This window comes from Spongiactinospora rosea, assembly GCF_003315795.1.
GTDB lineage: Bacteria > Actinomycetota > Actinomycetes > Streptosporangiales > Streptosporangiaceae > Spongiactinospora > Spongiactinospora rosea.
In genome coordinates, this window is the sequence record NZ_QMEY01000002.1 from 358,473 (window position 1) to 375,252 (window position 16,780).

3 protein-coding genes (1 of these 3 running past the window's edge) are annotated in these 16,780 nt (G+C 73.6%); all 3 read right to left on the minus strand.

Annotation, left to right across the window (positions count from 1 at the left end):
- Tightly spaced (each overlapping or abutting the next), the 3 genes in view from DP939_RS47640 to DP939_RS07125 form a layout consistent with a single transcriptional unit that may run on beyond the window.
- Positions 1-10,368, minus strand: coding sequence for a type I polyketide synthase (locus DP939_RS47640; RefSeq protein ID WP_225878087.1), 10,368 nt, complete (start codon positions 10,366-10,368; stop codon positions 1-3).
- Positions 10,349-16,198, minus strand: coding sequence for a type I polyketide synthase (locus DP939_RS07120; protein WP_113979791.1), 5,850 nt, complete (start codon positions 16,196-16,198; stop codon positions 10,349-10,351). Before DP939_RS07120 ends, DP939_RS47640 begins: the two co-directional genes overlap by 20 nt.
- Positions 16,191-16,780: the 3' portion of a type I polyketide synthase gene (locus tag DP939_RS07125; protein WP_199565000.1), read on the minus strand. It continues 19,342 nt past the right edge of the window; the window shows 590 of its 19,932 coding nt (coding positions 19,343-19,932); its start codon lies off the right edge, out of view — the gene reads right to left on this strand; its stop codon occupies positions 16,191-16,193. Before DP939_RS07125 ends, DP939_RS07120 begins: the two co-directional genes overlap by 8 nt.

Below are 16,780 nucleotides of genomic sequence, written 5' to 3' on the forward strand. Positions count from 1 at the left end.
CTAATTCGAGGTGCCGAGTTCTTCGTCGAGAATGTCGAACAAGTCCTGGGCGGTGGCGTCCGCGAGATCGTCGCCGCCCCACTGAGACGCCAGCGCGCGCAGCCGGGCGGCGGCCCTGGCCCGTTCGTCCCCGGCCGCCGCGGACAGCGCGGACTCCAGCTTGTCGATCTCCTCGTCGAGACTCACGGACACGCTCGTGGTGAACCGGCCGCCGAGGTAGGCGGCGATGGCCGACGGGGTGGGCCGGTCGAACACCAGCGTGGCGGGCAGGCTCAGCCCGGTCGCGCCGACGAGCTGGTTGCGCAGTTCGACCGCGGTCAGCGAGTTGAACCCCATCTCCAGGAAGCCGCGCAGCGGGTCGATGTCCTGGGGGCCGCCGTGCCCGAGTACGGCGGCGGCCTGGCCGCGCACCAGGTCCAGCAGCAGCCGATCGCGCTCGGGGCCGGTCAGACCGGCCAGCCGCTCCCCCAGGTCAGGGCCGGACTCGGGTTCGGCGGCCCGGCGCGGCGCGACCCGGGCGAACCCGTGCAGCAGCGCCGGAAGCTCGTCGGTACGGGCGCGCAGCGCCGCCTGGTCCAGCTTGACCGGTACGACGACCGCCGCGCCCGCGTCCAGCGCCTCGTCCAGGAGGCGCAGGCTGTCGCGCGCCGGGAGCGCGGGCAGGCCGAGCCGCCGCATCCGGCGCAGGTCGGCGTCGGTCAGCTCGCCGCCGAGGCCGGTGCTCACCTCCCACATGCCCCAGGCCAGCGACTGCGCGGGCAGCCCCGCGGCACGGCGGTGCTGGGCCAGGGCGTCCAGGAAGACGTTGGCGGCGGCGTACGTGGCCTGGCCCGCGGCCAGTACCAGGCCGCCCGCCGAGGAGAACAGCACGAACGCCCGCAGGTCCAGGTGGCGGGTCAGCTCGTGCAGGTGCCAGGCGGCGTCGGCCTTGGGGCGCAGCGCTGATGCCAGGCCCGCCGCGTCGAGCGTGCCGAGCACGCCGCTGTCCGCGACCCCCGCCACATGGACGACCGCGCTCAGGTCACGGCCCTTCAGCAGCGCGGCCAGCGCCTCCCGGTCGGCCGCGTCGCAGGCCGCGATCTCGACGTTCGCGCCGAGGGCTTCGAGTTCGTCGCGCAGGCCGGCCGCTCCGGGGGCGTCCAGGCCGCGGCGGCTGGCCAGCAGCAGGTCACGTACGCCGCGTTCGGCCACCAGGTGCCGGGCCACCAGCGCGCCCAGCCCGCCGGTGCCGCCGGTGACCAGCACCGTGCCCGGCCACGGCAGGTCGCCCTGTGGCGTGGCGCCGGGGTCGGGCATGCGGGTCAGGCGGGGTACGTACGCCTGCCCCTCGCGCAGCGCCAGTTCCGGCTCGCCCGCCGCGACCGCCGCCACCAGCGCCTGCTCCGACGCCGCGCTGCCATCGGTGTCCACCAGCACGAACCTGCCCGGCATCTCCGCCTGCGCCGCCCGCACCAGCCCCCAGATCGGCGACTGGTCCAAGCCGTCCACCGTCTCGTCCGGGCGGACGGCGACCGCGTGGCGGGTCACCACCGCCAGGCTGCGTTCACCGGCCGGGCGGTTCTGGAGCAGCGCGAGCGTATCGCGGGCTTGGGCGTGGGTGCGGTCCAGCAGGTCGCCGGAGTGTTCCGGGGCCCTGGCGATGACGACGTCGTGCGCGTGTCGGGCCGGGAGCGGCACGGTACGCCACTCGATCCCGTACAGCGAGCCGCCGTGCGCCGGGCCGAGCTGTTCGGCCGACACAGCGCGCGACACCAGCGAGGTCACCGACGCCACCGGCGCACCGGACGAGTCGGCCACATGGATGGACGTCAGCTCATCGCCGTCCAGGCGGCCCAGCCGCACGCGCAGCGCGCCCGCGCCGGGGGCGTGCAGAGTGACGCCGTTCCAGACGAACGGGAGCAGGGTCGGGCCGTCCTCCAGGAGATCGACGTGCATCGCGGCGTCCAGCAGCGCCGGGTGAACGCCGTAGCGGCCGGCGCTCGCGTCCTCCGGCAGCGCCACCTCGGCGAACAGCTCCTCGCCGCGCCGCCAGGCCGCCCGCAGGCCCTGGAACACCGGGCCGTAGGCGTAGCCGCGTTCGGCCATCCGGGCGTAGGCGTCGGCCACCGGGATGGGGGCGGCGTCCGGCGGCGGCCAGGTGGTCAGGTCCACGGGGAAGGGCTGGGCGGAGCGGGTCAGCGTACCGGAGGCGTGCAGCAGCCAGGTGGTGTCGTCGTCGGCGCGGGAGTGCACCTGGACGCCGCGCTCGCCGTCTACCGTCACTTGAATCACGCGGGCGTGGGTTTCGGGGAGGACGAGGGGGAGGCGCAGGGTCAGTTCTTCGATGGTGTCGTAGTCGAGCTGGGCGGCGGCCTGGAGGGCGAGTTCGACGAAACCGGTGCCGGGGAGGATGACCTGGCCGAGTACGGTGTGGTCGGCCAGCCAGGGCTGATCTTGTACCGACAGACGGCCGGTCAGGACCACGCCGCCGGTGCCGGGCAGGGTGATCACGGCACCGAGCAGGGGGTGTTCGGCCGGGGTCTGTCCGAGGGAGGCGGGGTCACCGGTACCGCCGCCGGTGTTCAGCCAGTAGCGCTCGCGCTGGAAGGCGTAGGTCGGGAGATCCACCCGGCGGCCCCGGCCCGCGAGCGCCTGCTTCCAGTCCACGGTCAGGCCCGTGGCCCAGGCCCGGCCAAGGCCGGACCAGAGGGCTTCGATCTCGGGGCGGTCCTTGCGCAGCAGCGGGACGGACAGCCGGTCCTCGTTCATGGCGGAGAGCACGCCATCGGGGCCGATCTCCACGAAGCGGGTCACACCATCGGCCGCCATCGCGGCCACGCCATCGTCGAACCGGACCGTGCGGCGGACATGCTCGACCCAGTACTCCGGCGAGCACACCTCCTGGCCCGCCCACGTCCCGGACACGTTCGAGATCAGCGGGATGCGCGGGCTCGCGTACGTCACCCGGGCCGCGGCCTGAGCGAAAGCCTCCAGCATCGGGTCCATCAGCGCCGAATGGAACGCGTGCGAAACCCGCAGCCAGCGGCACCGCCACTCCACCCCGGCGACGAACTCCTCCAAGACCTGGCGATCCCCGGAGACCACCACGGCCGAAGGGCCGTTCACCGCCGCGATCGACAGATCGAGTCCGCCTATCGCCTGAGCGACATCGGCTTCGGCGGCGGCGACCGCGAGCATCGCCCCGCCTTCGGGGAGGGCCTGCATCAACCGGCCCCGGGCCGCGACCAGCGCCGCCGCGTCCTGAAGCGAGAACACACCGGCGATGTGCGCGGCGGCCAGCTCACCGATGGAGTGACCCATCACCGCATCCGGGACCACGCCCCAGGACTCCACGAGCCGATACAGGCCGACTTGCAGGGCGAACAGCCCGCACTGGGCATAGGCGGTCTGCTCCAGAGCCGAAGCATCGGTGCCCCACATCACCTCGCACAGCGGCCGACCCAAAACCTGATCGACCACCCCGCAGACCTCGTCCACCACAGCCGCGAACACAGGGAAGGTCTCGTACAGCTCCCGGCCCATCCCCAGACGCTGGGACCCCTGACCCGAGAACAGCATCCCGGTCCGGCCGCCCACCGGCTCGGCACCCGGGACCAGCCCGTCCAGGCCGTCGATCAACGCCTGACGGTCCCCGGCGACCACCACCGCACGCCGTTCCAACGCCGCCCGCGCCGTCAGCGAAACCGCCACGTCGGCGATCTCCAGCTCGGGACGGGCACGCAGGTGCTCGGCCAGGCGTACGGCCTGCTCGCGCAGCCCCGCCTCACTCCGCGCCGACACGATCAGCGGAACCACACCGGACGGCTGCGACTCGACGACCTCCGCTTCCGGGACCTGCTCGATGATGACGTGCGCGTTCGTCCCGCTGATCCCGAACGACGACACCGCCGCCCGACGAGGCCGGTCCACGTCAGGCCATTCGCGAGGCTCGGTCAGCAGCTCCACCGCGCCCGCCGACCAGTCCACATGGGGAGTCGGCTCATCTACATGCAAAGTGGCGGGAAGCATCCCGTGCCGCATCGCCAAAACCATCTTGATCACACCCGCCACACCGGCAGCGGCCTGCGTGTGCCCGATGTTCGACTTGATCGACCCCAGATGCAGAGGCACAGACCGCCCCTGCCCATACGTGGCAAGCAACGCCTGCGCCTCGATCGGGTCGCCCAAGGTCGTCCCGGTCCCATGCGCTTCGACCACATCGACCTCAGAGGTATCCAGGCGGGCATTGGCCAGCGCCTGCCGGATCACCCGTTCCTGCGAAGGCCCGTTCGGCGCGGTCAGGCCATTCGAGGCCCCGTCCTGGTTCACCGCCGAGCCACGCAGCACCGCCAGTACCTCGTGCCCGTTGCGCCGGGCGTCCGACAGCCGCTCAAGTACGAGCACGCCCACGCCCTCGGACCAGCTCACCCCGTCCGCCGTACCCGCGAAGGACTTCGACCGCCCGTCCGAGGCGAGCCCGCCCTGGCGGGCGAACTCCACGAACGAATCAGGCGTGGCCATCACCGTCACCCCACCGGCCAGCGCCAGCGAGCACTCCCCCTGCCGCAGCGACTGCGCCGCCAGGTGCAGCGCCACCAGCGAGGACGAACAGGCCGTGTCCACCGACACCGCCGGACCCTCCAGCCCGAACGTGTACGAAACCCGCCCCGACACCACGCTGGCCAGGCTGCCGTTGCCGAGGTAGTTGGCGAGTTCGTCGGGCACCTCGCGAAGGCGGCTGGCCCAGTCGTGGTACATCACCCCGGCGAACACGCCGGTCCGGCTGCCGCGCAGCCCGTGCGCATCGATCCCGGCCCGCTCGAACGCCTCCCAGGTCGCCTCCAGCAGCAGCCGTTGCTGCGGGTCGGTGCCCAGGGCCTCCCTGGGGCCCATGCCGAACAGGCCCGCGTCGAAGTCGGCCGCGTCGTGCAGGAAGCCGCCCTGCCCGTCGAGGTCCCAGCCCCGATCGGCGGGGAAGCCGGAGATCGCGTCCACCTGGTCGGAAACCAGCCGCCAGAGGTCTTCGGGGCTGCGCACACCGCCGGGGTACCGGCAGCTCATCGCGATGATCGCGATCGGGTCGTCGTCCGTGGCCACCGCGACGGGGGCCGGGGCGGCGGGCGCGGCGCCCACGGCCTTGGCCCTGATGTGGGCGGCCAGGGCGCGCGGGGTCGGGTAGTCGAAGACCAGTGTGGCGGACAGCCGCAGGCCGGTGGCGGCGTTGAGCTTGTTGCGGAAGTCCACGGCGGTGAGCGAGTCGAAGCCGATCTCGCTGAAGGCGTGTTCGGGGTCCACCCGTTCCGGGCCGCTGTGGCCGAGGGCGGTGGCGGCGTGGCCGCGTACCAGGTCCACGAGTTCGGCGTCGGAGAGCGCGGCGAGCCGGTCCAGGGCGGGCGGCCCGGCGGCCGGGTCGGCGCTGCGGGCGGTACGCCGGGCCGCCGGGACCCGGACCAGGTCGCGCAGTACGGCGGGCAGCTCGCCGCCGCGTCCGCGCAGCGTGGCGAGGTCGAGGCGGACCGGTACCAGCGAGGTCTCCTCCGGTGCGGCGAGCGCCGCGTCGAACAGGGCGAGCCCGTCCGCGACGGGCAGTTCGAGCACCCCGGACCGGCGCATCCGCGCCACGTCGGCCTCGGCGAGCAGGCCGCCCATGCCCGCGCCGCCGCCCCACAGGCCCCAGGCGAGCGACTGCCCGGCCTGCCCGTTCGCCCGGCGACGCAGGGCGAGGGCGTCAAGGAAGGCGTTGGCGGCGGCGTAGTTGGCCTGGCCGGCGCCGTCCATGATGCCCGCCACGGAGGAGAACAGCACGAACGCCGACACATCGGGCAGCAGTTCGTGCAGGTGCCAGGCCCCGTCCACCTTGGGACGCAGGACCGTGGCGAGCTTGGCGGGCGTCAGGGACTCGATCACACCGTCGTCCAGGACCCCGGCCGCGTGGACCACCGCGCCCACCTCACGTCCGTGCAGGAGTCCGGCCACCGCGTCGCGGTCGGCGATGTCGCAGGTGGCGATCTCGACGTCCGCGCCCAGCTCCATCAGGTCATCGCGCAACTCGGCCGCGCCCGGCGCGGCCGCACCGCGCCTGCTGACCAGCAGCAGGCTGCGCACGCCGCGCTCGGTCACCAGGTGGCGGGCGACCAGCGCGCCCAGGCCGCCGGTGCCACCCGTGATCAGTACCGTCCCGGACGGCCTCGGCGGTTCCCCGGCCGGCCGGACCCGGGTCAGGCGGGGGACGAACACCGCGCCGTCGCGGACCGCGACCTCCGGCTCGTCGCCGGCGAGCAGGACGGGCCCGTCGGTGTCCACCAGCACGAACCGGCCCGGGTGCTCGTCCTGCGCCGCCCGGACCAGCCCACGGACCGCCGCGCCCGCGAGGTCGTGGACGTCCTCGCCCGGCCGCACGGCGGCGGCGTTTCTGGTCACGATCGCCAGGCGGGAGCCCGCCGGACGTTCGGCGGCCAGCCAGTCCCGCAGCAAGTCCAGCGTGCTCGCCACCCCGCCGTGCGCGCCTGCCAGGACGTCACTGGTGACCGGTGGCTCGAACACCGTCACCTCGGACCCCGGCGTCTCGGGGAGGGAGGTGGCCGGGACCCACTCGTGGCGGTAGAGCCGGACGTCGGTACCGGTTTCGGTGGACACCGGGCGCATGGTCAGGGACCGGACCGAGGCCACGGGCGAGCCGGCGGCGTCGGCGAGGGTCAGGGTCAGCGCGTCGGCGGCCTCCGGGGCGGCCGTCACCCGAACCCGCAGGGTGGTGGCGTCGGTGGCGTGCAAGGTCAGCCCGGTCCAGGCGAACGGCAACACGGTCTCGTCGCCGCCGGGCTGGAGGTGGTCGGTGGCGTGCAGCGCGGCGTCGAGCAGGGCCGGGTGCAGGCCGTACCCGGCCACCTCGGTCCCCTCGGGCAGGGCCACCTCAGCGAAGAGTTCGCCGCCGCGCAGCCAGGCCGCGCGCAGGCTACGGAAGACCGGGCCGTATCCGTAGCCGCGCGCTGCCAGCGCCTCGTACAGGCCGGAGACGTCGATCGGCTCGGCGGCGGGCGGCGGCCACGCGGTCAGGTCGGCGGACTCCGCGGGCGGGTTCGTGCCGAGCAGGCCGGACGCGTGGCGGGTCCACGGGTCGTCGTCGGCGGCGCGGGAGTACACGGCCATCTCGTGCCGCCCCGGCTCCTCCGCCGCCGCGACGACCACCCGGACGGTACGGCCGCCCTGGGCGGGCAGGACAAGCGGGTTTTCGAGGGTCAGTTCCTCGACGCCCTGGCAGCCGACCTGGTCGGCGGCGTGCAGGGCGAGTTCGACCAACGCGGTGCCGGGGAGCATGATCTGGCCGAGTACGGCGTGGTCAGCGAGCCATGGCCGGTCACCGGCCGACAGGCGGCCGGTCAGCACCAGGCCGTCCGACTCGGGCATCGCGACCAGCGCGCCGAGCAGCGGGTGCCCGGCCTTCTGCACGCCGAGCGCGGTCACGTCACCGGTGCCGGTGATCGGGCTCAGCCAGTAGCGTTCGCGCTGGAAGGCGTACGTGGGCAGGTCCACCTGACGGCCCCGCCCGGCGAGCGCGGTCTTCCAGTCCACGGTCAGGCCGGAGGCCCAGGCGCGGCCCAGGCCCGACCACAGCGCCTCGACCTGGGGGCGGTCCTTGCGCAGCAGCGGGACGAACACCCGCCCGTCGCCATCCAGGGCGTTCTCGGCCAGGCCGGTGAGCACGCCGTCGGGGCCGATCTCCACGAACCGGGTCACCCCGTCCGCCGCCAGCGCGGCCACGCCGTCACCGAACCGCACCGCCTGACGCACATGCCGGACCCAGTACTCCGGCGAGCACACCTCCTCCCCCGCCCAGGTACCGGACACGTTCGACACCAGCGGGATGCGCGGACGCTCGAACCGGACCGCGCGGGCCTCAAGCTCGAACCGCTCCAGCATCGGGTCCATCAGCCCCGAGTGGAACGCGTGCGAAACCCGCAGCCACCGGCACCGCCACTCGACCCCGGCGGCGAACTCCTCCAGAACGTCCCGAGCGCCGGACACCACCACGGCCGAAGGCCCGTTCACGGCGGCGATCGACAGATCGAGTCCCGCCGCCGCCTCGATGACCTGAGCTTCACCGGCGGCGACGGCCAGCATCGCCCCGCCTGCCGGGAGGGCCTGCATCAGCGTGCCCCGCGCGGCCACCAGCGCGGCCCCGTCCTCCAGGGAGAACACCCCGGCCACATGGGCGGCGGCCAGCTCACCGATGGAGTGCCCCATCACCGCATCGGGCACCACGCCCCACGACTCGACCAGCCGATACAGCCCGACCTGGAGGGCGAACAGCCCGCACTGGGCGTACGCCGTCTGCTCCAGAGCGGCGGCGTCCGATCCCCACATCACCTCACGCAGCGGACGGTCAAGGTAGCCGTCGACCACCTCGCACACCTCGTCCACCACGGCGGCGAACACCGGGAAAGCCGCATAGAGCTCCCGGCCCATCCCCAGCCGCTGGGACCCCTGACCGGAGAACAACAGACCGGTCCGCCCCGCCACCGGCCCCGCGCCGAACTCCAGGCCATCGATCATCTGACGGTCCCCTGTGACCACCACCGCACGCCGTTCCAGCGCGGCCCGGTTGGTCAGCGAAACCGCCACATCGGCCAGTTCCAGCTCCGGATGCTCGCGCAGGTGCCCGGCAAGCCGCTCGGCCTGCTCACGCAACCCGGCTTCGGTCCGCGCCGAAACGATCAACGGCAGCACACCGGACGGCTGCGACTCGGCAGGTTCCTCTTCCGGGGCCTGTTCCAGGATGACGTGCGCGTTCGTCCCGCTGATCCCGAACGACGACACCCCCGCCCGGCGCGGCCGGTCCACCTCCGGCCACTCGCGGGCCTCGGTGAGCAGCTCAACCGCGCCCGCCGACCAGTCCACATGCGGAGTCGGCTCGTCCACATGCAAGGTGGCCGGGAGCATGCCGTGCCGCATCGCCATCACCATCTTGATGACGCTGGCGACACCGCCCGCCGCCTGGGTGTGGCCCAGGTTCGACTTGATCGACCCGAGCAGCAGCGGCTCGTCCCGGTCCTGCCCATAGGTGGCGATCAGGGCCTGGGCCTCGATGGGGTCGCCGAGCCGGGTGCCGGTGCCGTGGGCCTCCACGACGTCCACATCCGCCGGGGCGAGGCCCGCGTCGGCCAGCGCCTGGCGTACCAAGCGGCGCTGCGAAGGGCCGTTCGGCGCGGTCAGCCCGTTGGACGCGCCGTCCTGGTTGATCGAGGTGCCACGGACGACGGCGAGCACCGGGTGGCCGTTGCGGCGGGCGTCGGAGAGGCGTTCGAGTACGAGGATGCCGACGCCCTCGGCGAAGCCGGTGCCGTCGGCGGCGGCGGCGAACGGCTTGCAGCGGCCGTCCGGGGCCAGCCCGCGCTGCCTGCTGAAGGCGGTGAACATGCCGGGGCTGCCCATGATGGCCACGCCGCCGACCAGCGCCAGCGAGCTTTCGCCCTGGCGCAGCGAGTGGCAGGCCAGGTGCATTGACACGATGGCCCCCGAGCAGGCGGTGTCCACCGTGATGGCCGGGCCTTCCAGGCCGAGCACGTACGCGACCCGGCCGGAGATCACGCTGGGGGCGTTGCCGGTCATCAGGTAGCCGTCGAGGCCGTCCGGGGCGTCATGGACGCGGACCCCGTACTCGTGGACCTCGGCCCCGACGAACACGCCCGCGGGCTCGCCGCGCAGCGAGGTCGGGTCGATGCCCGCGCGTTCCAGCGCCTCCCACGCGACTTCGAGGACGTGCCGCTGCTGCGGGTCCATGGCCGTGGCCTCGCGCGGGCTGATCCCGAACAGCCCCGCGTCGAACTCGGTCGCGCTTTTCAGGAAACCGCCCTGGCGGACGTAGCTCTTGCCGGTGGCGTCCGGGTCCGTGTCGAACAGGTCGTCCAGGTTCCAGCCGCGGTCGGCGGGGAAGTCCGAAAGGACCTCGCGCTCCTCGACGACGAGCCGCCACAGGTCGTCGGCCGAGGCGATGTCGCCGGGGAACCGGCAGCCGATGCCGACGACCGCGATGGGCTCGCCGTCGTGGGCCGCGCCGTTCACCCGTACGGCGGCGGGCGCGGCCAGCCCCAGCACCTCGCTCTCGATGAACGCCACCGCGGCGGCGGGCGTCGGGTGGTCGTAGGCCAGGGTGACGGGCAGGTCCAGCCCGGTGGCCTCCACCAGGCGGGCGTGCAGATCGACGGCCGCGAGAGAGTCGAAGCCGGCCTCCTTGAACGGCCGGTCGGCCGCCACCCGGGCGTCCGGGGCGATGTCGCGCAGCACGGCGGCGGCATGCCCGATGATCAGGTCGAGGAGGAAACGGCGGCGCTCGGCCGCGGGCAGGCTGTCAAGCTGCCTCCTGAGCGCGGCGTCACCGGATTCGACGGGCATTCGCCTCTCCCAACAGCGTCGTGAGCCAGTTTTCGATGACCGTGACGGTCTCGTGGGCTTGGTCTTCGATGATCGAGAAGTGGTCGCAGGGCAGTTCGACGGTGGTGTGGGCGTCGTCCCAGCTCGCCCGCCAGGTGTCGTCCTGGGCGCCGCCGGGGGCGATCCACGCTTCGGGCCGTACGAACAGCGTGGGCACGCCGATCGGGCGCACCTCGCAGGTCTCCAGCAGGCCGGAGTACCAGCCCATCCCGGCCAGCCGGGCGCTGTTGAACGGGCCGAACATCTCCTCCCGGTCCAGCAGCCCCTGGAGCAGGGACGCCCACAGCGCGCCCATGGCCGAACTGTCCGGCGAGTACGTGTCCAGCAGCACGAGCCCGGCCGGGGCGTGGCCGCGTTCCTCCAGCAGGCGGGCGGTGGCGTGGGCGAAGATGCCGCCGGCGGAGTAGCCGACCAGCACGGCGGGCTCGCCCTCGGAGTACTCCACGACCGCTTCGGCGTAGCTCGCCAGCAGGACATCGGCCGAGGCGGGCAGCTTCTCCTCGGTGGCGAAGCCGGGCATCGGCAGCGAGTACACGTCGCGGACGCCGCGCAGCCCCGCGGCCATCCGGGCGAACTGGTGGCTGCTGCCCGCGGCGATGTGCGAGCCCACGGTGAACAGCCGGGGCCGCGCCGGGCCTTCGGCGAGCCGTACGGTGGGCGGCAGTTCGCCCGGCGTACCGAACGTCGGGCGCAGCGCCCCGGCGGCCCGCAGGAACGCCAGGCCCTCCGCGCCCTTGCCCGCGCCCACGGCGGCGCGGAACAGGGCGCTCACCGTGTCGGGTCCGTCGGTGGGCGCGTCCGTGGTCTGCGCGGCCAGCCGGGCGTGCAGTTGCCCGGCGACCTGGCGAGCGGTTGGGTGGTCGAAGATCAGCATGGTGGGCAGGCGCATGCCGATGGCGGTGCCGAGCCGGTTGCGCAGCTCCACCGCGCCGAGGGAGTCGAAGCCCAGCTCCAGGAAGTTGCGGTCCACGTCGATGACGTCGGCGGAGCGGTGGCCGAGCACGGTGGCGACGTGAGCGCGCACGAGGTCGAGTACGGCGGCGTCGCGGTCGGCCTCGGGGATGCGGGCCAGGGTCTCGGCGGAGAGCTGCTGCCCTCCGGCGGCGCTTCTGCGGGCGGCGGGGACGAGGCCGCGCAGCAGGTGGGGCAGGGTGTCGGCGCGGGCACGCAGCGCCGTCAGGTCATACCGGACCGGCACCAACGCGGGCACGCCGGCCCCTAGCGCGGTGTCGAGCAAGGTCAGGGCCTCTTCTGCCTCGAAGGGGACCATGCCCCAGCGGCGGATCCGCTGGACTTCGGTTTCGCCGAGCTGACTACCGAGACCGTGGTCGCCGCCCCACAGGCCCCAGGCCAGGGACACCGCAGGACGTCCTTGGGCGCGCGCTTGCTGGGCCAGGCCGTCCAGGAAGGCGTTCCCGGCCGCGTAGTTCGCCTGACCGGGGTTGTCCACAAGGGAAGCGATCGAGGAGAACAACACCAGCGTCGTTTCCCTGGGCAGCAGGTCGTTCAGGTGCCAGGCGGCGTCCACCTTCGGCCGCAGCACCTGTTCCACCTGTTCGGGGGTCAACTCGGCCAGGACGGCGTTGGAGCCGATCCCCGCCGCGTGCACCACCGTCCCGAACGTGCGGCCCGCCAAAAGCTCGGCTACCGCTTGGCGGTCGGTCACATCGCACGCCACGACTTCCGCGCCCAGCTCATCACGCAATTCCGCCGCGCCGGGGGCGTCCAGGCCACGACGGCTGACCAGCACCACGTCCCGTATCCCGTGGGTGGTGACCAGGTGCCGGGCGACCAGCGCACCCAAACCGCCCGTGCCGCCGGTGATCAGCACCGGGCCCCGCAGCTCGGCGGATTCGGTGGTCTCCGCCCGGGTCAGGCGCGGGATCAGCACCCGACCGTCACGGACGGCGAGCTGTGGCTCGTCGCCCGCGAGCAGTACGGGCCCGTCGGTGTCCACCAGCACGAACCGGCCCGGGTACTCCGCCTGCGCCGATCGCACCAGCCCCCACACCGCCGCCCCCGCCAGATCGGTCACGGCTTCGGTGTCAGCAACCGCCACCGCGCCACGGGTCACGATCAGCAGCCGCGATTCGGCGGACCGCTCTTCGCTCACCCACTCCTGAAGCGTGGAGAGCACTTCCTGAACGGCTGCCCGTACCCCCTCGGGCCCGTCACCGGCCGGACACTGCAACACCTCCGCCTCCGGCTCCTCCGAAGCCGGACCCGCGCCGACCCAGTCGATCCGGTACAGCGACTGCCCGCCACCGGCCTGGGCCGCGCCGAGTTGCCGTGCGGAGACCGCCCGCATGGTCAGCGAGTCGATCGTGGCCACCGGCTCGCCGGTCGTGTCCACGAGGTCGATGGACAGCACGTCCGGCGCGTCCGGCGCGGCCACGATCCTCGCCCGGACGCTCGACGCCCCCGCCGCGTGCAGCGTCACCCCGTTCCACACGAACGGGATCAGCGGCCCGTCCTCCTGCCGCTCGCCGCCGTCCAGCAGCGCGGCGGCGTGCAGCACCGCGTCCAGCAACGCGGGGTGCAGCCCGCCCGCCACGGGCGTGCCCTCGGGCAGGGCGACCTCGGCGAACACGCCCTCCGGAGCGCGCCACGCGGCCCGTACGCCCTGGAAGACCGGCCCGTAGCCGTAGCCTCGGTCGGCCAGGTCGTCGTAGAAGCCGGTCAGGTCGATCGGTTCGGCGTCCGGGGGCGGCCAGGCCGGCCAGCGGGCCCCGGTACCGCCGCCAGGTGCGAGAACGCCGGAGGCGTGCAGAGTGTCACCCGGGCCGCGTACGGTCAGCGAGCGACGTCCGGCCTCGTCGGCCGCCTCCACGATCACCTGGACGGCGACCCCGCCGTCCGCCGGGATCGCCAGCGGCGCGTGCAGCGCCAGTTCCTCCACGACGCCGCAACCCACCTCGTCCCCGGCGCGGACGGCCAGCTCCACGAACCCCGTGCCGGGCAAAATCACCTGGTCGAGCAGGGCGTGGTCGGCCAGCCAGGGCTGCGTCCCGACCGAAAGCCGCCCGGTCAGCACCACCGAACTCGGCAGCGTGAGCACCGCGCCGAGCAGCGGGTGATCGGCGGCGGTGAGCCCGGCGGCGGACATGTCACCGGCCTCGGCGGTGGGTTCCAGCCAGTAGCGTTCGCGCTGGAACGCGTACGTCGGCAGCTCCACCCGGCGGCCCGGCCCGGTCGCCGCCGCCCAGTCCACGGGCAGCCCGCCCGCCCACGCCTCGCCCAGCGAGGCGAGGAACCGCCGCGGCCCGCCCTCGTCCCTGCGCAGCGTGCCGACCACCAGGGCGTCCACCCCGGCCGCCTCGGCGGTCTCGGTGATGCCGACGGTGAGCACCGGGTGCGGGCTGGACTCCACGAACGCCCGCATGCCGCGTTCCAGCAGCGTCTCGATGACGGGCGCGAAGCGGACCGTCTCCCGCAGGTTGGTGTACCAGTACTCGGCGTCGAGCCGGGCCGTGTCCAGCGGGCCGCCGGTCACGGTGGAGTAGAACGGGATGTCGGCGGTACGCGGCTCGACCTGCGCCAGGTCCTGGAGGAGCCGGTCGCGCAGGGTCTCGACGTGCGCGGAGTGGGAGGCGTAGTCCACCGGGAGGCGCTTGTGCCGTATGTCGCGTTCGGCGAGTACGGCGGCCAGCTTTTCCAGCTCCAGCCCGTCGCCGGACACCACGACCGAGGCCGCGCCGTTCACCGCCGCCACCGACAGGCCGGGCAGGCCGGTCGTGCGCAGCAGCCCGGCCACGTCCGCCTCACCCAGCGCCACCGACATCATGCCGCCGCCCAGCCCGGCCAGCGTCTCGCCGATCAGCTTGCTGCGCAGCGCCACCACCCGGGCCCCGTCGCGCAGGCTCAACGCCCCGGCGACGCAGGCCGCGGCGATCTCGCCCTGCGAGTGCCCCACGACGGCGGCGGGACGTACTCCGTGGGCCCGCCAGTGCTCGGCCAGCGACACCATCACGGCCCACAGCACGGGCTGGACCACGTCCACCCGTTCCAGCATCGGCGCGCTGCGCAGGACGTCCGGCAGCCGCCAGTCCACCCACTCAGCGAGTGCGTCCGCACACGCCTCCATGGCCTCGGCGAACGCGGGCGAGGATTCCAGCAGCTCCAGGCACATGCCCACCCACTGCGAACCCTGGCCCGGGAAGACGAACACCGGCTTGGGCTGCGCGGGCGGCGCGAGGCCGACGTCGCCGTGGCCGTCCGCGAGGGCGGACAGCCCGTCCAGCAGCTCGGCCCGGTCGAGCCCCGCCACGACCGCGCGGTGTTCGAGGCGGGCCCGGGTCGTCGCCAGCGAGTAGGCGACGTCGGTGAGGTCGAGGCCGGGGTGAGCGCGCAGGTGGGCGGCGAGGCGTCCGGCCTGGGCGCGTACCGCGGCCTCGGTCCGGGCCGACAGGGCGAGCGGCACGATCGGCGCGGGGGCGGGCCGCGACGGCTCGGGCGGCTCCTCGCGCGGGGCCTCCTCCAGGATGATGTGCGCGTTGGTGCCGCTGGCCCCGAACGACGAGATCCCGGCCCGTCGCGGATGCCCGTTCGGCTGCCAGGGGCGTTCCTCGGTGAGCAGTTCGACCGCGCCCGCCGACCAGTCCACATGCGGGGTCGGCGCGTCCACGTGGAGGGTGCGGGGCAGCATGCCGTTCCGCATCGCCATGACCATCTTGATCACACCGGCGACGCCGCCCGCCGCCTGCGCGTGCCCGATGTTGGACTTGATCGAGCCGATGGCGAGCGGCCGATCCCGGTTCTGCCCGTACGTGGCCAGCAGCGCCTGCGCCTCGATCGGGTCGCCCAGCTTGGTGCCGGTGCCGTGCGCCTCCACGGCGTCCACCTGGTCGGCGGGCACCCGGGCGTTGGCCAGCGCCTGGCGGATCACGCGCTCCTGGGCAGGCCCGTTGGGGGCCATCATGCCGTTGGACGCGCCGTCCTGGTTGACGGCGCTGCCCTTGATCACGGCGAGTACGCGGTGCCCGTTCGCGCGGGCGTCGGACAGGCGTTCCAGCGCGACCAGCCCGACGCCCTCCGACCAGCCGGCCCCGTCGGCCGCCGCCGCGAACGCCTTGCACCGGCCGTCCGCCGCCAGCGCCCGCTGCCTGCTGAACTCGATGAACATGACCGGCGAGTACATCACCGTCACGCCGCCCGCCAGCGCCAGCGAACACTCCCTCTGGCGCAGCGACTGCACCGCCAGGTGCAGCGCCACCAGCGAGGACGAACACGCGGTGTCCAGCGACACGGCCGGGCCCTCGAAGCCGAAGGTGTAGGCGACCCGGCCGGAGACCACGCTGCCCGCCGTGCTGTTGTCGCCGTAGTCGTGGTACATGACCCCGGCGAACACGCCGGTGTCGGTGCCGCGCCTGGTGTGCGGGTCGATCCCGGCGTGCTCCAGCGCCTCCCAGGCCGCCTCCAGCAACAGCCGCTGCTGCGGGTCCATGGTCAGCGCCTCGCGGGGGCCGACGCCGAAGAACACCGGGTCGAAGTCGGCGGCCTCCCGCAGGAACCCGCCCACGTTCACGTACGAACTGCCGGGCCGCGCGCCCTCCGGGTCGTAGAGCGTCTCCACGTCCCAGCCACGGTCGCCGGGGAACTCGGAGATCGCGTCCTCCCCCGAGGCCACGAGCCGCCACAGATCGTCCGGCGAGGCCACCCCTCCGGGGTACCGGCACGACATGCCGACCACGGCGATGGGCTCCCGCGACGCGGCCACCACCTTGCGCAGCCGATCGGTCTCCTTGGCCGACGCCCGCAGGGCCTCGACCAGCCGCTCTTCGGACTTACTCATCGGCTTTCCACGCTTCCCCTGAGGTGTCGTCGAGTACCAGGTTGATCAGGCTTTCGGCGTCCATGTCGTCGATGTCGCCCCCGTTGTGTGCTTGGGCCGCACCGCCGTTGTGGCCGGCCAGTTCCATCAGCCGGTCCAGCAGGCCGGAACTCTTCAGGCTGGTCAGCGCAATCGACTCGATGATCTTCCGGATCGCCTCGTCCTCCTCGCTCCCGGCCAGCTCCTTGCGGATCCGCTCCGCGAGGGCCTGGGCGTTCGGGTGGTCGAAGATGACGGTGGCGGGCAGGCGCAGGCCGGTCGCGGCGTTGAGGCCGTTGCGCAACTCCACCGCGCCGAGGGAGTCGAAGCCCAGCTCCTGGAAGGCGCGCTGCGGGCCGATGGCGTCGGCGGAGCGGTGGCCGAGGACGGTGGCGACGTGGGTGCGCACGAGGTCGAGTACCGCCTGGTCGCGTTCCTCTGGGGAGAGCGCGTCCAGCTTTCCGCGGAACGCTTCGGCGTTCGTCGCGGTCGTGGCGGCGGTACGGCGTTCCTTGGGCAGCAGGCCGCGCAGCAGGTGGGGCAGGGTGTCGGCGCGGGCACGCA